General features: G+C 67.7%; 13 protein-coding genes. 11 read left to right on the top strand and 2 right to left on the bottom strand.

The features are described from left to right. Positions 1 to 159: 159 nt before the first annotated feature. On the bottom strand, positions 160 to 2,625 hold the full coding sequence (locus ABZ803_RS26540) for an N-acetylmuramoyl-L-alanine amidase (protein WP_357043283.1): 2,466 nt from the start codon (positions 2,623 to 2,625) through the stop codon (positions 160 to 162). A 472-nt stretch (positions 2,626 to 3,097) separates the two neighbouring features. On the opposite strand from ABZ803_RS26540, the gene ABZ803_RS26545 reads away from it, so the two are divergent. Both ABZ803_RS26545 and ABZ803_RS26550 read left to right on the top strand, forming a co-directional pair. After that, on the top strand, positions 3,098 to 4,603 hold the full coding sequence (locus ABZ803_RS26545; protein WP_357043285.1) for a SpoIID/LytB domain-containing protein: 1,506 nt from the start codon (positions 3,098 to 3,100) through the stop codon (positions 4,601 to 4,603). Between the two features lie 818 nt (positions 4,604 to 5,421). Beyond that, on the top strand, positions 5,422 to 6,180 hold the full coding sequence (locus ABZ803_RS26550; protein WP_357043287.1) for a MerR family transcriptional regulator: 759 nt from the start codon (positions 5,422 to 5,424) through the stop codon (positions 6,178 to 6,180). Positions 6,181 to 6,450: 270 nt separating this feature from the next. Here the strand turns inward: ABZ803_RS26550 and ABZ803_RS26555 are convergent, their stop codons facing one another. Beyond that, a complete protein-coding gene (locus tag ABZ803_RS26555) occupies positions 6,451 to 7,083 on the bottom strand; it encodes a helix-turn-helix domain-containing protein (RefSeq protein WP_357043289.1) in 633 nt (210 codons plus the stop codon). A gap of 108 nt (positions 7,084 to 7,191) precedes the next feature. On the opposite strand from ABZ803_RS26555, the gene ABZ803_RS26560 reads away from it, so the two are divergent. The 9 genes from ABZ803_RS26560 to ABZ803_RS26600 all read left to right on the top strand — a co-directional run bounded on the left by ABZ803_RS26560 (position 7,192) and on the right by ABZ803_RS26600 (position 19,544). Beyond that, on the top strand, positions 7,192 to 7,914 hold the full coding sequence (locus ABZ803_RS26560) for an SDR family oxidoreductase (RefSeq protein WP_357043291.1): 723 nt from the start codon (positions 7,192 to 7,194) through the stop codon (positions 7,912 to 7,914). A gap of 366 nt (positions 7,915 to 8,280) precedes the next feature. Further along, positions 8,281 to 9,507 carry a UDP-galactopyranose mutase gene (gene glf / locus ABZ803_RS26565; RefSeq protein WP_062967159.1) on the top strand — a complete coding sequence of 409 codons (1,227 nt, stop codon included), beginning with the start codon at positions 8,281 to 8,283 and terminating at the stop codon, positions 9,505 to 9,507. Positions 9,508 to 9,514: 7 nt separating this feature from the next. Continuing rightward, positions 9,515 to 11,449, top strand: a complete 1,935-nt coding sequence (locus tag ABZ803_RS26570; RefSeq protein WP_357043293.1) for a glycosyltransferase — start codon at positions 9,515 to 9,517, stop codon at positions 11,447 to 11,449. 74 nt (positions 11,450 to 11,523) lie between these two features. Continuing rightward, the gene (locus tag ABZ803_RS26575; protein WP_051174779.1) at positions 11,524 to 12,084 is read left to right on the top strand and encodes a phosphatase PAP2 family protein; all 561 of its coding nucleotides are present in this window, start codon (positions 11,524 to 11,526) and stop codon (positions 12,082 to 12,084) included. A gap of 1 nt (position 12,085) precedes the next feature. Further along, a complete protein-coding gene (locus ABZ803_RS26580) occupies positions 12,086 to 13,012 on the top strand; it encodes a decaprenyl-phosphate phosphoribosyltransferase (RefSeq protein ID WP_357043295.1) in 927 nt (308 codons plus the stop codon). Between the two features lie 4 nt (positions 13,013 to 13,016). After that, the gene (zomB, locus tag ABZ803_RS26585) at positions 13,017 to 14,963 is read left to right on the top strand and encodes a flagellar motor control protein ZomB (RefSeq protein ID WP_357043452.1); all 1,947 of its coding nucleotides are present in this window, start codon (positions 13,017 to 13,019) and stop codon (positions 14,961 to 14,963) included. A 224-nt stretch (positions 14,964 to 15,187) separates the two neighbouring features. Then, positions 15,188 to 16,255, top strand: coding sequence for an alpha/beta hydrolase family protein (locus tag ABZ803_RS26590; protein WP_051174760.1), 1,068 nt, complete (start codon positions 15,188 to 15,190; stop codon positions 16,253 to 16,255). Positions 16,256 to 16,556: 301 nt separating this feature from the next. Next, positions 16,557 to 17,618 (top strand): alpha/beta hydrolase family protein, encoded by a 1,062-nt coding sequence (locus tag ABZ803_RS26595; RefSeq protein ID WP_357043298.1) that lies wholly within the window; start codon positions 16,557 to 16,559, stop codon positions 17,616 to 17,618. An 885-nt stretch (positions 17,619 to 18,503) separates the two neighbouring features. Beyond that, entirely contained in the window at positions 18,504 to 19,544 is a 1,041-nt protein-coding gene (locus ABZ803_RS26600) for an alpha/beta hydrolase family protein (RefSeq protein ID WP_245548770.1), read from the top strand. Positions 19,545 to 19,558: the final 14 nt, after the last annotated feature.

A 19,558-nucleotide genomic window follows, 5' to 3' on the forward strand; every position in this document is an offset into this window, starting at 1 on the left:
GGGCATGCGCCTTGGGCAGGGTCGGCAACCGCGGGTGCCGGACCGTGTGGCGCCGGATGACGGCTGGATGACGGCCACCTGCTGAAGTTCCGCCGGGGACGGACCGATCGGGGCGCGAGCGCCTGACTCTGTCGGAGCCGGGGTGAGCGGGATCCCCGCTCAAGGAGCGATCGGCGGAGCGGGCACGGCAGCCGGGGCGTCAGCTCGGAGCGGGGCACTGCCTGGAGCTTGGGTGGCTGGGGCTTGGGCACCGCCTTGGGGCGGAGCATTGCCCGGAGTATGGGCGGCTGGAGCTTGGGGCGGGACGCTACCCGGAGTCTGAGCGCCCGGGGCTTGAGCGGCCGGAGCTTTTGCACCGCTTTGGGCCGGGGCATTGCTCGGGGCTTGAGCGGCTGGGGCTTGGGCATCGCTTTGGGCCGGGGCATTGCCCGGGGCTTGGGCGGCTGGGGCTTGGGCATCGCTGTGGGCCGGGGCATTGCCTGGAGCTTGGGCGGCCGGAGTTTGGGGTGGGGCGCTACCCGGAGCCTGAGCGGCCGGAGCCTGGGCGACATCCTGACCCGGAGCGCTGCCCGGAACCGATGTGGCCGGAGCAGGCGCGTTGGGCGGAATCGGCGCGCTCACCTGGGCCGCGACCGGGTTGCGGTGGGTTTCCTCCCGGTAGGTGTCGTTGTAGGTCTTCCACACCGTCGTGACGATGCCGGTGAGCTGGTTGAGGATCAGCGAGCCGCGTTCGAAGTCGGCGCGCAGGCCGTCCGGGACCGGGTAGGCGTTTTGCAGCGGGAGTCCGAGGACACCCGTGTCGGCGCCGAGTTGCAGGAAGCGATCCAGGATGGTGCCGTGCACCTCGACGACCTGTCCGTCGGCCGCGGTGTAGACGTAACCGTTGGCGAATTTGGCGTACTGCCTGCCCTCCGCGGCGGGCAGCACGTCCGAGCGGACGGCGCCGAGCGGGCCGTTCGGTCCGCCGGACCGAGACCAGTGCCTGGCGATGATGTTCTCCTGCACCATGTTCAGCAGCTTCGTGGTCAGCGCGGCGAGGTTCGCCACATCGGATTCGCCGGATGCCGGGGGGCGACTGCCCTGCCCGCCTGACGCACCCGGCGTACCGGCGGCGATGTCGCGGATCCGATCCATCAGCGCGTACGCGGCGTCGCCGGGGCAGGTGGTGTTGCCGACGTCGCGGTGCGCGAAGACGACCGGCAACTGGACCGCCTCACCCTGGGCATACGGGGTGTAGGAGGTGCCCTCGGAGACCATCGTGGTGTTGCCCTTGGGATCGAGTCCGGCGATCTTGGTGCGCCAGCCCACGAAGACGCCGATCGCCTCGATCGCCGCTTCGCTCGGTTGCTCGGATTCGTAATTGCCCATCAGCGCGACGCCGGAGGTGTTCTCGTTGAACCCGCCCGCGTGCGCACCCTGTACCGGGCGGTCCAGGCCGCCGAAGCGCCCTTCGAAGACCTGGCCGTACTTGTCGACCAACGCGTTGTAGCCGATGTCGCACCAGCCCAACGTTTTCGCGTGATAGGTGTAGATCGCGCGGACGATTCCGGCCGACTCGGACTTGCTGTAGTCGTTGCGGCCCGCTGTGTGGTGCACGGTGACACCGCCGAGGCCGTCGTCGTAGGTCGGCTCGTCGCAGCGGATCGATTCGTCGGCGCCCCACTGGGCTCGGGTGATCACGCTCGGTCCGCCGCCAGGCAGCGTCGCGGCGACGCTGTGCAGCGAGCCGTCGGCAACGCCCCGACCCGGATCGATGAGCACGGCGGTCAGGTCCGCGGCTCGGGGGCCCGGGTCGTCGGAACGCGGGGCGGGTTGTTGCGCCGCGTCGTCAGCGCTGGGGGCGGGCTGCGCCACCGGCTGAATCGGGCCTGCCGCAGCCTGCTTTCGAGTGATCAGGACCTGCACCGCGTTCGTCTCGCCGACGTAGATCGGCTCGGTGCCGTCGGTCGCACCCGGGCCGGAGCGGTCGGTGCGGTGTGTGTCGACCGGTTCGGTGTCGTACCAGGGCCCCCACCTGCCGTCGGGCTGCCGAGCCCGGATCGTGGCCGCGGTGTCGGCCAACTGCGGGGCGGTGAGAGCGACCATGCTGAACGGAGTGTCGCGGGAGAGTTCTTTCACCTGTGCCCCCACTTGGCTCATCAGCTCGGGGGTCACGGCGCCGGGAGACAGCGCGGGGGTGTCGGGAGTGGTGCCCGGCTGGAGCCGGTCGGGTTCCGCGATGAAGCGCACACTGCCTTGGGAAATGGGCTGAGCTGGGGAATTCGGGCTCTCCGGCGAACGATTCGGCGTGAATTCCGGGCCGGAGGTTTGGCCGGAATTCGAGCTGGGTAGTCGTATGCCTCCCGTTAGCTGCGCGTCCGGTGGTAGCGGGCCATCCGGAATCGGAATGGACTCCGCGATCGGAAGCATGCGCAGATCGGAAAGATGCAGATCAGGCAGGCTCAAACCGGTGAGTTCGCGCAGCGGCAGCACGATATCCGGCGCCTGGGTGAGGGCGACCTCGGCGAGTTCGGCCGTTACGGCGGCCGGTTCGCTGTTGGTGGTGGTGCGGTAGTCGGTCGAATCGCCGAACGTCAGCGTGCCCAGTGGGGCAGCTACCGCGAGGGTGGTGACAACTGGGAGCACGTAGGAACGTTTCGGTTTGCGGTACCGCACGAGCGTCTCCAATCAGGTCGAACCGGTGATCATGAGTGATTCAGGGTTGCTTCCTGATGTAGCAATGATCACAATAGCCACATTTGTCACATAACTAAACCTCTGGTTGAGGATTATGTGATTGCCTGAATGTAGCTCGTTGATTGCTATCGCATCTACAGAACGTGCCGAAAAGATGGAGATCGACCGTCTGAGGAAACCATGGGAGTGAACGGATGCCTCGTAATATGAGCACACCGAGAGCGGAACAATGCTGGTAAATGGCATTTTCTCGGAGCGATCGCGCGTCGCGCGCCCGCATCGGCGACAGCTGCGCCCTCACTCGCCATCGATCGTGTTGCTAATCGGCTTCGGAATGATCGCTGGAACACTCTTCGTGCACTCCGGCGGTCCGCTCGACGCTCCATATCGCCCTCTGGCAGGACCTGGGCACGGGCGCGGCATGAGCCAGGTGGGCGCGTTCGAGAACGCGCGAGCGGGGTGGGCGGCCGAACGCATCCTCGAGCACTACTACCCAGGCGCGACGCTCACCACCATCGCGCCCACCGCCGTTCGGGTTCGTCTCATGACGCGCGACGACTCGGCTCTCGACGCCTTCGCGGACGCCGGCCTGCGCGTGGCGGGCAGGGAGGTGGCGCCCGGTCAGGTCGCGCACCTGACGCCGCAGCCGGGTGGCCGAGCGAGCGTGGTCGTTACGGCGGGCTGCGACGGTGACGTGCTGTGGCAGGCGGCGACCGACGACCCCTGGATCCATCCCGTCGACTCCCGACCGAACCGCCCTGCGGCGGAACATCTCACGCTGTGCGGGGGTTCGGCGTATCGCGGTGCGCTCGGCGTCGCCCTCGAGGACGGCGCGGCCCGCACGATCAACCAGGTGGACGTCGAGGACTACCTACTCGGCGTTGTCCCGGCGGAGGTGCAGCCCAACTGGGCGGACAAGGGCGCGGCGGAGGCCTTGCGCGCCCAGGCGATCGCGGCGCGCTCCTATGCCCTTGCCGAGCAGCGCTATCCGTACGCGCAGACCTGCGACACCACCGCTTGCCAGCGGTATCCCGGGACTGCGCAGGAGGATCCGAGGACGGCTGCCGCCGTCTCGGCTACGGCCGGTGCGGTCCTGCTGCGCGACGGCCGAATCCTGCGCACGGAGTACTCCGCCGCGCCCGATGGCGGGGAACCCGCCGACATCCAGACCCTCGAGGTCGGCCCCGCGCCCGGCGAGTCGACCACCACCGCGCCACCCGAGGATCCGCGCAAACAGGCGGCGGTCACCGAGTCGGCGATCGATGCCGAGTATCGCCGTATCGGTGGCGCGACCAGCACGATCGGTACGCCGCTCGGGCCGGAGATGATCCTGCCGCGTCGCGCGGGCACCTACCGGCTCTACACCAACGGCGTCATCATCGTGACGCCCACTTTGGGCGCGCAGGTCGTGGACTACTCACGCATGTTGCAGGCGGTTCCGGAAGCGGGTGAGCCGTCACCAATCCCGTCCGGGGCGTCGCCTTCTCCTGGCGCTGCCGCATCCGGTGGGGCCGGTGTCATCTCGCCTGGCGCGGCTCAGGCCGGCGCTATCGCCCCTGCCGGTGTGGATCAGCCCGCCACGGCGTCACGTGGCGCTCAGCCCGGCGCTGTCTCGCCGCACGGTGCGCAGCCCGGTGCTATCCCACCCGGCGACAGGTCTATGTCTTCCGCAATCGCACCCCGTGATCCGGCCCGGTCCGATGCCGCCGCCCCCGGTGATGAAATCCCTCCGACAGCCACCGCGCCCGGCGGTGCGGCTCAGGGGGATGTTGCTGTGCCTGGGGGTGCGGCTCAGGGGGACGTTGGTGTGCCTGGGGGTGCGGCTCAGGGGGGTGTTGCTGTGCCTGGGGGTGCGGCTCAGGCGGATGTTGCTGTGCCTGAGGGTGCGGCTCAGGGGGATGTTGCTGTGCCTGGGGGTGCGGCTTAGGAGGACGTTGGTGTGCCTGAGGGTGCGGCTCAGGAGGACGTTGGCGTGCATGGCGGTGCAGCTCAAGGGGACGTTGCTTTTTCTCGCCGTGCGGCTCAGGCGGACGATGGCTTGCCTGACAGTGCGGCGCACCCCCGGGTTGCCCAATCCGGTGCCATAGCACCCGGCGGTGGGACACCGTTTGGTGCTACCTCCGCGCAGGGCGCTGGGGCTTAGCCGCAACCCCTCGCGATGCTCACTATCGAGGCGTGCCGCCCAGCGGCTCGGCCGACTTGGCAGTAGTCCGGCCAGTTGCCGGCGGGAGGTGCCGTCGAGTGCCGCCCGCAGCGCCTGGGGTCGATCATGTGCTCGAGCAGCAGGTTGTCGGTCAGCGAGGCCCTGTTCGGTGAGCGGGAGGCGGACGGCCCTGCGGTCTTCCGCGGCTCGGTGAATTCCTGCGGCTGTGCGCTGACATCGCCGTGCTCGACGCGCACCGGCGCATGGTTTGCGCACGACCAGTCCCTCGGCCTCCAACCTGTGGATTGGGCGGTGACCGGTTGGCGCCTGACTGGTTGGCGGCTGACTGCCGATGGGGTGCGTGGTGATCGGGCGCAAGCGCACCCCGCTCCGGTGCCCGGCATGGCGATCGCGGTAAGCGGAACCCTGCTCCGCCGGACGGTGCCCTCGAGGTCCCGGCTCGTTTTGCGCCGCCGCCAGTGCTGGTCGCCCGCCGGAGCCTGCGCCGAGCCGGAAAATTCGCCCGAATATCGGGGTTGACCTTGACGTAACGTCAACTTGCAAGCTGGTTACACCGACGAGAGAAGGAGGGAGGACAAGTCGTGGTCGCCAAGGAATGGTCCATCCAAGATCTGGCGAAGGCGGCCGGTACCACCAGCCGCACGCTGCGCCACTACGGGCAGTTGGGGCTGCTGCCGCCCAGCCGGATCGGCGCCAACGGGTATCGGTACTACGACCAAACCTCCCTCGTGCGGTTGCAACGCATCCTGCTGCTGCGCGAACTCGGCCTCGGGCTTCCGGTCATCGCCGAAGTCCTTGCCGGAGAGCAGGACACCGCCGCCGCGCTGCGCACGCACCTGGACCTGCTTCGGCAGGAACAGGATCGGATCCGGCGGCTGATCGAGTCGGTGCACACCACGCTGCACAAGACGGAAAGAGGTGAACAACTCGTGGCACAAGAAGTTTTCGACGGCTTCGACCACACGAAGTACAAGGACGAGGTGATCGAACGCTGGGGCAAGGACGCCTACGAGAGCGGTGACCGCTGGTGGCGCTCGATGTCCGACGCGGACAAGAAGACCTTCCAGCAGACCCATCTCGACATCGCCGCCGACTACGGCCGCGCGCACGCCGACGGGCTCGCTCCCGGCAGCGACGAGGTGCAGGCCATCGTCCAACGCCACTACGACTGGATCGGCATCGGCTGGCAGGGTCGTCCGGTGGTGAAGGAGGCGTTCGTCAACCTGGGCGAGATGTACGTGGCCGATCCGCGTTTCGCGGTCAACTACGACGTGCACGGTGCGGGCACCGCGGAGTTCGTGCGCGACGCGATGAAGGTCTACGCCGAGCAGCGGCTGTAGAACACGACCTTCCGACGGCCGGTACGCATGCGCGCGTGCCGGCCGCCGTCCGTCCGGTTGTGAACGCCGCCCATTCCACTGTGCGAGAGCCGCTTTTGGGTCGATTTCGTCGGGAGCGGGCGGCGCTTAGTGGGCTGCCTCTCGTCTTCCTGCGGTGCAGGAAATCTTGCCAGGGGGTACCCGCGCTGCTGGTGGTGGTCCTGGGTCGCGACCGCCCCACTGACGCGCGGCCTGCGCGCGGTGCGACTCGGGACCACGTCGACAGGCCCACTAGGCCAGGTCGTCGCGCCCGAGCGCGTGCATCAGCTGGTCTTCGGTGATCGGGGGAACCGGGAGGGGATGGGCGGCCTCCGCGCGCAAGCCGTCGAGCACCAGGCCGAGGTGGCGGCGCCAGGCTTCGGGGGCGATGTGGCTGGTCGCCTCGACGATTCTGGTGTGCGACCAGGTGATGAAGGCGATGTCCTCCAGGACCCAGTCGTCCCGCAGGACCCCGGCTTCCTGGGCGCGGGTGATGATCCGGCGCATCAAGCCGTGGCCGTATTCCTGCGCCTGCGCGACGGCGCGGCTGGGGGCCGCCCGCACGGCTAGTTCGCTGAGCAGGCGATCGGCGGCTTGCAAAGCGCAGACCTGCTCGACCAGATAGACGAACGACTCCCAAGGGTCGTCGATGGCCAGCGCGACTTCGGCGATGCGGCCGCCCGCTTCGATGCGGTCCTCCACCGCCGCCGCGATGAGGTCGTCGCGGGTGGGGAAGCGGTTGTAGAGCGTGCCGATGGCGACCCCGGCGCGGGCGGCGATCTCTTTCAGCGGTGCGTCGAGGCCGCGTTCCTCGAAGACGGCGCGGGCGGCGGTCACGAGCGCGTCCCGGTTGCGCTGGGCATCGCTGCGTAACGGCTTGTCCACGGGCCGATCCTACAAATCGGCCGTGGCGGATAAGTTGAGCATAGGTTCAAGTTAGGTTACCGTCGACATCGAACTTGAACCATGTCTCAACTTAATTCTGGAGTGGAAATGACCAAGACCATCGCGATCTTCGGGTACGGCCCCGGCCTGGGCGTCGGCACCGGCCGCCGATTCGGACGCGACGGGTTCCGTGTAGCCGTAATCGGGCGCGATCCCGAGAAGGCACGCCGGCATGCCGAGGACCTGGCGGCCGAGGGCATCGAGGCCGCCGCCTTCCCCGCGGACGTGACCGTCGCCGAGCACGTCACGGGCGTGATCGAGAAGATCGAGGCGACTTTCGGGCCGATCGACGTGGCGATGCACGGCGCGGCGGGCAACATGAGCGACCGGCTGCCCTCGACGCTGGAGGTGGACATCCCCTCCCTCGATGCGCCGCTCGCGCTCAAGCTGCACTCACCGATTCTGATGACGCGGGCACTCGCGCCGAAAATGGTGGAAAGAGGCGACGGAGCGCTGCTGTTCTCCTCGGGCTCGTCCGAGCATTTCGTGGCGCCCTACCTCGCCAACTTCGGCATCGCGCTGGCCGCGCAGCGGGGCTACTTGCGCCAGCTCGAGGTGGAACTGCGCGGCACCGGCGTCTACGTGGGGTTGCTCAACATCGGCGCACTGATCGATGGCAGCAGAGCCGCGCAGATCGTCGACGAGCACCCGGAGCTGATTCCCGACGGCCTCGAAATCGTGCGGATCAGCGGCGAAGAACTCGGCGACCACTACTGGCGGCTGTACACCGAGCGGGACAAGGTCGAGTTGGACGTTGGTTTCCCGGCCTGAGCGCGGTCGGGCGCATTCGGACGCGGGCGGCTCCCGGCCATCTCCGCACGGATCCATCCGAGGTGCTCGCGGGCAGCGCGTCGATCACCGAGGAACGCGGTCCCTCGGTGACTGCGCTGCGCAGAAGGGAGTCCTCTTCGTCGCGCACCGGCTCGTGGTGGCCCACGTCACGGAGCATCGCGAACCGAGCATGATCGCCGGCCAGGGGAGTAAACAGCCCGGCGGTTGCCCGTGCGGTCCATTCCGGCAAACATCCGGCGAAATCGGGAGGTCGGGGGCGTGAAATCGAGTGTCGCGAACGGTGCCGCTCAGCGCACTTCCTACTCCGCCCGGACGCGGCCGGGACTTCCGATACTCTGGGCTCCCGTGACCGTCGCATCGTCCCCGGGTAACTCCGTCCATTCCGCCTCACAGTTCGATCTGATCGTCGTCGGCTCCGGATTCTTCGGGCTGACCGTTGCCGAACGCGCCGCCACCGTGCTGGGTAAACGGGTTCTGGTGATCGAACGGCGACACCACCTCGGTGGTAACGCGTACTCCGAGCCGGATCCGGAAACCGGGATCGAGATCCACAAGTACGGCGCGCACCTGTTCCACACGTCGAACAAGCGGGTGTGGGACTACGTCACCCAGTTCACCGAGTTCACCGGCTACCAGCACCGCGTCTTCGCGATGCACAAGGGGCAGGCCTACCAGTTCCCGATGGGCCTCGGCCTGGTCTCCCAGTTCTTCGGTCGCTACTTCTCGCCGGAGGAGGCGCGCAAGCTGATCGCCGAGCAGGCCTCGGAGATCGAGACCAAGGACGCGCAGAACCTCGAGGAGAAGGCCATCTCGCTGATCGGCCGACCGCTCTACGAGGCGTTCGTGCGCGACTACACCGCCAAGCAGTGGCAGACCGACCCGAAGGAGCTGCCCGCGGGCAACATCACCCGGCTCCCGGTTCGCTACACCTTCGACAACCGCTACTTCAACGACACCTACGAGGGCCTGCCCCGCGAGGGCTACACGAAGTGGCTGGAGAACATGGCCGCCTCCGAGCTGATCGAGGTGCGGCTGAACACCGACTGGTTCGAGGTGCGCGAGCAGTTGCGCGCCGAGAACCCGGACGCACCGGTCGTCTACACCGGCCCGCTGGACCGCTACTTCGACTACAGCGAAGGCGAACTCGGCTGGCGCACCATCGATTTCGAGACCGAGGTGCTGCCGGTCGGTGACTTCCAGGGCACTTCGGTGATGAACTACAACGACGCGGACGTGCCTTACACCCGCATCATCGAGCCGCGCCACTTCCACCCCGAGCGCGAATATCCCGCCGACAAGACGGTGATCATGCGGGAGTACTCCCGGTTCGCGCAGACCGGTGACGAGCCGTACTACCCGATCAACACCCCGGAGGACCGGTCGAAGCTGCTGGCCTACCGGGAGCTGGCCAAGCAGGAGACCGCCGCCGCGAAGGTCGTCTTCGGCGGCCGCCTCGGCACCTACCAGTACCTGGATATGCACATGGCGATCGGCAGCGCGCTGAGCATGTTCGACAACGTGCTGCACCCGCACCTGGCGGACGGTGCGCCGCTGGTCGACCAGGAGGCTTAGGAGACCGATGACCTCCCAATCCATTTTGGAAGACATGACCACCGAGACCCGCGCGAAGTCGCTGCTGCAACGCATCATCCTGCCCCGGCCGGGTGAGCCGCTGGACGTGCGCACGCTCTATGTCGAGGAGTCGCAGACCAACGCCCGGCGCGCGCACGCGACCACCCGCACGTCGCTGTCGATCGGCGCGGAGTCCGAAGTCTCGTTCTGCACCTACTTCAACGCGCTGCCCGCGAGCTACTGGCGGCGCTGGAGCATCCTGTCGTCGGTGGTGCTGCGGCTGGAACTGGCCGGGCACGGCCGGGTGGACGTGTACCGCTCCAAGGCCGACGGCTCGCGAATCCACGTGCAGGGCAGGGAATTCGCGGTGGCGACCGGCGCCGATTCGGTGGTCGTCGAGTTCGAGACCGAGCTGGCCCCGTTCGAGGACGGCGGCTGGATCTGGTTCGACATCACCACCGACACGGCGGTCACGCTGCTGTCCGGCGGCTGGTACGCGCCGATCGAGGCGCCCGGCGAGGGAAGCATCGCGGTCGGCATGCCCACCTTCAACCGGCCCACCGACGCGGTGAAGACCCTCGCCGCCCTCGGCTCGGATCCGCTGGTGCTGGAGAAGATCGCGGCCGTCATCATCCCGGATCAGGGCACCAGGAAGGTCGTCGAGGAGCCCGGTTTCGCGGAATCCGCTGCGGCGCTCGGGAATCGCCTGTCCATTCACGATCAGCCCAATCTCGGCGGCTCCGGCGGATACAGCCGGGTCATGTACGAGGCGCTGAAGACCACCGATGCCGAGTACATCGTCTACATGGACGACGACATCGAGATCGAGCCGGACTCGATCCTGCGCGCGTTGGCCTTCGCCCGTTTCGCCGAGTCACCCATGCTGGTCGGCGGCCAGATGCTCAACCTGCAGGAGCGCTCACACCTGCACACGATGGGCGAGGTGGTCGACCGCGGCATCTTCATGTGGACCGCGGCGCCGAACGTCGAGTACGACCACGATTTCTCGAAGTACCCGCTCAAGGACCGGGACAATTCGAAGCTGCTGCACCGGCGTATCGACGTCGACTTCAACGGCTGGTGGACCTGCGTCATCCCGCGCGAAGTCGCCGAGAAGATCGGTCAGCCGCTTCCGCTGTTCCTCAAGTGGGACGACGTCGAATACGGGCTGCGCGCCCGCGTCGCGGGCCACCCCACCGTCACCCTGCCCGGCGCGGCGGTGTGGCACATGGCCTGGAGCGACAAGGACGACGCCATCGACTGGCAGGCGTACTTCCACCTGCGCAATCGCCTGGTCGTCGCCTCGCTGCACCTGCCGGGCAACGGGCGGGGCATGGTCGTGAACACGATCAAGGCCACCCTGAAACACCTGCTCTGCCTGGAGTACTCGACGGTCGCGATCCAGAACCTCGCCATCCGCGACTTCCTGGCCGGTCCCGAGCGGCTGTTCCAGCTGCTGCCCAGTGCGCTGGGCGCGGTGCACGAGCTGCGCAAGCAGTACCCGGACGCGGTGATCCTGCCCTCGTCCACCGAACTGCCGCTGGCCAGCCACATGGGTGTCGGGGCGGTGGGCGAGCCCGCCAACCCGATCGCCAAGGTGGTCCGCTTGGCCAAGGGCCTGGTGCACAACTTCCGTCCCGCGCACTCCGAACACCATGAGACCCCGCAGCTGAACGTGCCGACGCTGGACGCGCGCTGGTTCCTGCTCTCGCAGGTCGACGGCGTCACCGTCACCACGGCCGACGGCCGCGGCGTCGTCTACCGCAAGCGCGATCCGCGCCAGGCGCTCGGCCTGTTCAAGGAGGCCATGCGCCTGCGCAAGGAGCTGGCCGCCCGCTTCCCGGAGATGCAGCAGCGTTACCGCGCCGCCCACCCGCAGCTGACCAGCACCCCGGCCTGGGAGAAGGTCTTCGGGATCGACACGAAGGACGGACAGCAGTGAGTCTCGGAGCGAGCGCCGCCGACGACGCGGCCGTGCAGCCGCCGTTGCACAGCGCCAACGGGCACGGCGGCCCGGTGTCCGCGCGACCGGCCAGGGCCGAGCAGGCGCCGCCGGAAGTCGCGATCATCAACGCCGTGCAGGCCACCCTCGGCAGCAAGCCGGCCGTGGTGTCCGCGGCCCGCAGCATGTCGCACTTCGGCGAGCACGCGCTCGGCTGGGTCGGCATCGCCGCCGCGGGATGGCTGGTCGACAAACCGCGGCGCAGACAGTGGGCTGGGGTCGCGGTCGGCGCGGTCGGCGCGCACGCGGCCTCGATCGTCATCAAGCGCGTTGTTCGCCGACCGCGCCCGAACGATCCGTCGGTGCAGGTCAACGTGGGGACGCCGAGCAAATTGAGCTTTCCGTCCTCGCACGCGACCTCCACGACGGCGGCGGCCGTGTTGCTCGGCAGATTGACCGGGCTACCCTTGCCTGCGGTGCTCGTCCCCCCGATGCTGCTTTCCCGGGTGGTCCTCGGGGTGCACTACCCCTCCGACGTGCTCGCCGGTTCCGCGCTCGGCGCCGCGTCCGCCGCCGCCCTGCTCGCCGCCGAAAAGAGACTCGACAGTGACCGCACAAGAAAGAGCCTTGGTTGACATGAGTGAAGAGCCGACCGGCGCCGACCTCGCCGAGGCGGTGGTCAAGGGCCCGCCCAAGACGCTGGCCGGCGGTCTGTTCAAGGCAGTCCGTCCGCGGCAGTGGGTCAAGAACGTCCTGGTGCTCGCCGCACCGCTGGCCGCGGGGACGGCCACCGATGTGGACGTGCTCGCGCATGTCGGCATCGCGTTCGTGGTGTTTTGCATGGCGGCCTCGGGCATCTACCTGGTGAACGACGCGCTCGACGTGGAGGCCGACCGGGCGCACCCGACCAAGCGGTTCCGGCCGATCGCCGCGGGCATCGTCCCGGTGAACCTGGCCTATCTGCTGTCGGCCATGCTGCTGGCCGGGTCGATCGCGGGATCGTTCCTCGCCTCGTGGGATCTGGCCGTGGTGATGGCGGTCTACATCGGCATCCAGCTGGCCTACTGCTTCGGCCTCAAGCATCAGGCCGTGCTGGACATCTGCATCGTGTCGTCCGGGTTCCTGCTGCGCGCGGTGGCCGGTGGCGCGGCGGCCGACATCGCACTGTCGCAGTGGTTCCTGTTGATCATGGCCTTCGGCTCGCTGTTCATGGCCGCGGGCAAGCGCTACGCGGAACTGCAGATCGCGCTGGGCACCGGCGCCAAGATCCGCAAGTCGCTGGAGTACTACACGCCCACCTACCTGCGCTTCATCTGGACGCTGGCCGCGACGGCGGTCGTGGTGTTCTACGGGCTGTGGGCGTTCCAGCAGGACGGCATCAAAGACACCAACTGGTTCGCGATCTCGATGGTCCCGTTTACCATCGCAATCCTGCGTTACGCGGTCGACGTCGATGGTGGCGAGGCCGGGGAGCCGGAAGAGATCGCGCTGGGGGACCGCATCCTGCAGTTCCTCGCAATCGCCTGGATCGGAGCGGTAGGTGTCGCTGTCTATCTCACCTGACGAGATGCTGGTAGCGGAGCGAACGGAACACGCGGCGGAGCGGCAAGCCGATGAGCAGACCCGCTCCGCGTCGCGGTTCACGCGCCTATCCGAAGCCACGTTCGTCGGTGGGATCGCGCTCACCGTTGTTCTTTTCGCGGTCGGAGGCTGGCAGCGACGGTGGATCGCCGACGACGGCCTCATCGTATTGCGGACCGTCCGCAACTTGCTGGCAGGCAACGGCCCCGTCTTCAACGAGGGCGAACGCGTCGAAACCAACACCAGCACCGCGTGGACCTACCTGGTCTGGTTCTTCAGCTGGCTGACCCAGGCGCGGCTCGAGTACGTGGTGCTCGGTGTCGCGCTCACGGTGTCGCTGGCCGCGGTCGTGTTCGCCATGCTCGGATCGGCGCGGCTGTGGGGCGGCGCGGGTACCGGGCTGTTGCTGCCCGCGGGCGTGCTGGTCTACATCGCGCTGCCTCCGGCCCGCGACTACGTCACCTCCGGCCTGGAAAGCGGCTTGGTGATCTGCTGGATCGGCCTGCTGTGGTGGCAGCTGATGCGCTGGAGCCAGGCGAAGTCGGTGCGTTTGCCCGGCCTGCTCGGACTGGTCTTCCTCGCCGGGCTCGCCCCGCTGATCCGTCCCGAGATGACCCTGGTCGGCGCGCTGGCGCTGCTGATGATCTTCTTCGCCCCCATGCCGGAGAGCAAGCTGCGGCCGATCGTGTTGCGCGCGGTGATCGTCGCGGTGGCCGGGCTGGTTCCGCTGGGTTACCAGATCTGGCGGATGGGCTACTACGGTCTGCCCTACCCCAACACCGCCGTCGCCAAGGACGCGGGCGGAGCCAAGTGGGGGCAGGGCTTCACCTACCTCTGGGACCTCGTCGGTCCGTACTTCCTGTGGGCGCCGCTGCTGGTGCTGCTGCTCGCCGGTGTGCTCGCCGCGCGCACGCGCACGCGGACACCCCGGACCGCCGACGCCGGTTCGTCGGCCGCGCGGGGTTGGTCGATCCAGCGGGTCCGGAAGTGGCTGCGCTCCCCGGGAGCGGTGGTCACCGCGGTCCTCGTCAGCGGTTTCCTGCTGACCCTGTACGCGCTGCGAGTCGGCGGCGACTTCATGCACGGCCGGATGCTGCTGCCGCAGCTGTTCCTGCTGCTGCTCCCGGTCGCGGTCATCCCGATCCGCGCGCCCCGGGGCGGGGTGCGCGCGGCGACTGCCGCCGATTGGTCCTTCGCGGTGATCGCCGTGGCATTCGCCGGCGTCGCGGGTTGGGCGCTGTTCGCCGCCAACACCACCGCGATCAAGACCGGCACCAAGATCACCTCGACCGGCATCGTCGACGAGCGCGTCTACTACGTGCTCAACACCGGGCACGACCACCCGATACTCGCCGAGGACTACCTGGACTATCCGCGTATCCGCGCCATGGTCGACGACATCACCGCGAGCCCGAACGGCGGCCTGCTGCTGAACTCGCCCTCGTTCATGTTCTGGTACGTCGCTCCGCCGCCGCAGCCCATTCCGGACGGCGGCGCCGGGCACACGGTCTACTTCCTGAACCTCGGGATGACCAGCATGAACGTCCCCTTGGACGTGCGTGTGATCGATCCGATGGGCCTGGCCTACCCGCTGGCGGCGCACACCGACCGTCTCACCGACGGCCGGATCGGGCACGACAAGAGCCTGTACCCGGACTGGGTCATCGTGGACGCGGGCATGGTGGACAGGAAACCGTGGATGCCCTGGTATCTGGACGAGAAGTGGGTGACCCAGGCGCGGACCGCGATGTCCTGCCCGGACACCCAAGCACTGCTGATCTCCTCGCGCGACCCGCTCACCTTCGAGCGGTTCCGGCACAACCTGCGTAACTCGCTGCGTTTCGCGAAGTACCGCATCGACCGGGTGCCGAAGTACGAGATCCAGCGGTGCGGACTGGCCGATCCGTTCCCGCAACCGGTCGCGCCGCGCTGAATCCGTGGCACGCACCGGGCCCGGTCATGCACGCCGACCAGGGCCTTGTGCGAGTCCGATAAAGTGGCGTACGCCGCTTTATCTCTTTTTGGTAACGCCACCGTGTCGATACCGATATACGCTACGACCGTATGCCCGGCCGTGGCGTCCATCGGTTGAGGGCATCGGCGGGTTACCGTGTGGACGGCTTGCCGCTGTCGCTGTGAAACGAAAGGTTCAAACTGATGCGAGGCGTGATCGGGCGTCGTCTTAATACTCGAAGAGCAGGGTCCTGGCTCAAGCGGTCCGTGCTGGTGTCGCTGGCGGTTCTGCTACCGCTCGGGGTGTCGGTGGCAGGCCCTGCCGCCCCGGCGTCCGCCGCGTTCAACCCGGACGGTTTCGACTTCTGGGTCGATTCGGAGATGGGGCCGATCAAGTCGCGCGTCTTCCGCGCCGCCGACGGCAACACTGGGCGCGTGGTCTACGCGCTGGACGGTATGCGGGCGCGCACCGACCTGAGCGGCTGGGAGATCGATACCGAGGTCGTTCGCGAGCTGACCAAGTGGAACATCAACGTGGTCATGCCGGTCGGTGGACCGTCCAGCTTCTACGCGGACTGGAACGGTCCGAGCGATTTCTTCGGCCTGGGCAGCGCGGGCTCGTCGTCCACCGGTTCGGCGAACTCCGGCTCCGGCCTGCTGACCGGTTCCGCGGGCGGACCGGGCAAGACCAGCACCTACAAGTGGGAAACCTTCCTCACCAACAACCTGCGCTGGGCGCTGCGCGACCGGCTCGGCTTCAACCCGAACGGCAACGGCGTATTCGGCCTGTCCATGGGCGGCAGCGCCGCGCTCACCCTGGCGGCCTACCACCCCGACCAGTTCCGTTACGCCGGCTCGTACTCCGGCTATCTGAACATCTCCGCGCCGGGCATGCGTGAGGCGCTGCGCGTGGCGATGCTGGACGCGGGCGGCTACAACATCGACGCGATGGCGCCGCCGTGGGGCCCGCAGTGGCTGCGGATGGACCCGTTCGTGTTCGCGCCGCGCCTGAAGGCGAACAACACCCGCCTGTGGGTATCCGCCGGTAGCGGTCTGCCGAGTGGGGCCGACGGCTTGAGCTTCAACACCGTCAACGCGATGGGGCTGGAAGCGCTGGCTTTGGCCAACACCCGCGCGTTCCAGGTCCGCATGCTCACCCTGGGCGCGAACAACGTCACCTACGACTTCCCGGCCGTCGGTGTGCACAACTGGAACTACTGGGCCGACGAGGTCTACCGGATGATCCCCGACCTGTCCGCCAACATCGGGTAGCTCGGCAATCGCGACGAAAGACCGCTCCGCGCCAACGGCACGGAGCGGTCTTTCGGCGTTTACCGGGTCGTCCGGGGGTAATTCGGCAACGAATACTAAGAAAACGGGCTTCGGTAGTTGTGGTCTGGATCACCATCCAGCAACATGAAGGCATTCGTTCCCGATTGATACTTCCACGACATGTGCCGAGTTCGATTCGTCCAGTTCTCGGTGGACGTTGCGACTCGGCGCCGGATGATGACTCGGTATTGATCGCTGAAAGTTTGCTGAACGAGGCCGCTCGAGGGAAAGGTCGAATGTGATGCGTAGTGCGCGCGGGAAGCGCGGGCCCGGGGGGTCTCGAACATCCGGTTCGTGGTTGCGACGGTCCGCCCTCGGCGTCGCCGTGGCGCTGCTGTTGCCGCTCGGCACGACCATCGCGGGCACCGGCGCAACGGCATCGGCGGCCTTCGACCCCGCGGCCTTCGACTTCTGGGTCGATTCCGGCATGGGCCCGATCAAGTCCCGGATCCTGCGGGCGGCGGACGGCAACACCAATCGCGTCGTCTACGTGCTCGACGGCATGCGGGCGCCGGAATCGCTGAACGGCTGGGAGATCGAGACGAACATCCCGCAAGTCCTGGCGAGCCAGAACATCAACGTGGTCTTGCCGGTCGGCGGCATGTCGAGCTTCTACGCCGACTGGATCGCGCCGAGCGAGTTCCTGGGCATCCCGGCGGGTAGCGGCTCGAGCACCGGTTCCGGCGGGCTGGACGGGTTCGCGGGCGGGCCGGGCAAGAGCTACCGCTACCAGTGGGAGACCTTTCTGACCAACAACCTGCGCTGGGCGCTGCGCGACCGGCTCGGGTTCAACCCGAATCGCAACGGCGCCTTCGGGTTGTCCATGGGTGGCAGCGCGGCACTGACCTTGGCCGCCTACCACCCGGACCAGTTCAGCTTCGCCGGCTCGTTCTCCGGGTACCTGAACAACTCGGCGCCGGGCATGCGCGAGGCGATTCGCGCCGCCATGCTGGACGCGGGCGGCTACAACGTCGACTCGATGGCCCCGCCGTGGAGTCCGCAGTGGCTGCGGATGGACCCGTTCGTGTTCGCTCCCAACCTGGTCCGCAACGGCACCCGCCTGTGGATCGCCGCGGCCAGCGGCCTGCCCTCGGCCACCGACCCGCCCAGCTTCAGCACCCTCAACGGCATGGGTCTGGAGACCCTGGCACTGGCGAACACCCGCGCGTTCCAGGTCCGGATGGCGACACTCGGCGGCGGCAACGCCGTGTACTCCTTCCCGCCGTTCGGGATTCACGCTTGGAACAACTGGTCCGACGAGGCCATGCGAATGATTCCGGATATGTCGGCGAACATCGGGTGAGTTGGATTTCCAGCGCCTGCGGCGCTGGATGTTCGCGGCCCTTTTCGGCTCGCGCCAGAGCGGATGAGACTCGCCCCTGCGGCGCATGCGCTTCCGTTCGCTCTGACGCGAGCCGGGCCGCGAACGGCGCTCGTATGACTCGCACCCCGGGGAGGGTGAGTGAGTGGGGATCTCGCGCCTGTGATGCACCCGTGGTTCGGGAACATTTGTTCGCGTTTGTGCAGTCGTGTTCCTCCTCGGTGAGTGGAGTGCTGTAGGGGCTGGCCCTAGGGGGTATGGGGGTTTTGGGCGGCCGAACTCGGGGACTAGAGGTTGGGCAGAGTAGGGGATTTTAGGGGCGGGAGGGGAGGGCGCGACTGCCCCCGTTTCGTTTGCTGTGGAATCGCTGCGATAAGATCTTCGGAGCTAGAACTGTTAGCTCGAGATCATTCTCGTGGCTATCACGGCAGATCTCGGGGCCGATCACATCTCGGTCAACGGTCCTGCCGGGTCTTCGCGTCGTCGACCGCATGCGCGGTGCGCCGGTTCGGGGGCGAGCCGGACGCCGGGATTGCGAAGATCTCGGGTCGGTGACAGTTCCCGCCAGGAGCGCGAATATCTTGCGATCCAAGACGACATCACCGCGAGAACGCGATAAGGTCACCGCATCATTACCTTGCGCAAACGGACGGATTTCGGCCAGTGGAAAGACCTCGGATCTTGCTAAAGCGAGGACCGTCGAATATCGTCCAGCGAGCGCAAGTGTGACCAGATCGTTGTAGCGCCGTCACGGGGATCGGATTGTCGGGACCATGTCCGTGACGCGCGTCTCGTTGGCAACACGGGTGCCGCTTCGCCCTTCGGGTGGCGAGGTGGGACCACAACAGCAGAAAGAGAGCAGGATTCATGCGTTTCGGCAGGGCGGCCGCGCCGAAGAGAACAGAGTCGGGACGACGAGGCGCGCCTCGCGGTTGGCGTAATCGAATTCTGGCTGTCGGTGCCGCCGCATTGGCGCTACCGATCGCCGCGGGCCTGGCGACCCCGACGCTCGCCACCGCGGCGCCGTCGGCGCACGCGCCGGTGTTGCGAGCGCCCGCGGGTGGCTTCGAGGACCTGATGGTCCCCTCCAGCATGGGCCCGATCAAGGTCCAGGTCCAGTGGGCCGCGCGCGGCGGTAACGCGGCGCTCTACCTGCTCGACGGCCTGCGTGCCCGCGACGACCGCAACGCGTGGTCGTTCGAGACCAACGCGCTGCAGCAGTTCGGCAACGACAACATCACCCTGGTGATGCCGGTCGGTGGCCAGTCCAGCTTCTACACCGACTGGTACGCGCCGTCGAACCTCAACGGCCAGAAGACCACCTACAAGTGGGAGACCTTCCTCACCAAGGAGCTCCCGGCCTTCCTGGAGGGCTACGGCGTCTCGCGCACCAACAACGCGGTCGTCGGCCTGTCCATGGGCGGTAGCGCTGCGCTGGCTCTCGCGGCCTACCACCGCGACCAGTTCAAGTTCGCCGCCTCCTACTCGGGCTACCTGAACATCTCCGCGCCGGGCATGCGCGAGGCGATCCGCGTCGCGATGCTGGACGCGGGCCGCTTCAACGTCGACTCGATGGCCGCGCCGTGGAGCCCGCAGTGGCTGCGGATGGACCCGTTCGTGTTCGCGCCGCAGCTGAAGGGCCTGCCGATGTACATCTCGGCCGCCAGCGGTCTGCCGGGTCAGTTCGACCAGCCGAACTCGGCGGTCGGCGTGTTCAACACCGGTAACGCGATGGCGCTGGAAGCCCTTTCGCTGGTCAACACCCGTGCGTTCCAGGCTCGCCTGAGCTCGCTGGGTATCCCGGCCCGGTTCGACTTCCCGGCCGCGGGCACCCACTCCTGGAAGTACTGGGAGGGCCAGCTGTTCGCCTCCCGCAACATGATCCTGGACGCCACCGGCGCCTGGTGATCTGATCCACCTTC

It is taken from the genome of Nocardia sp. NPDC047648, from assembly GCF_040642815.1.
Taxonomy (GTDB): Bacteria; Actinomycetota; Actinomycetes; order Mycobacteriales; family Mycobacteriaceae; genus Nocardia; species Nocardia gamkensis.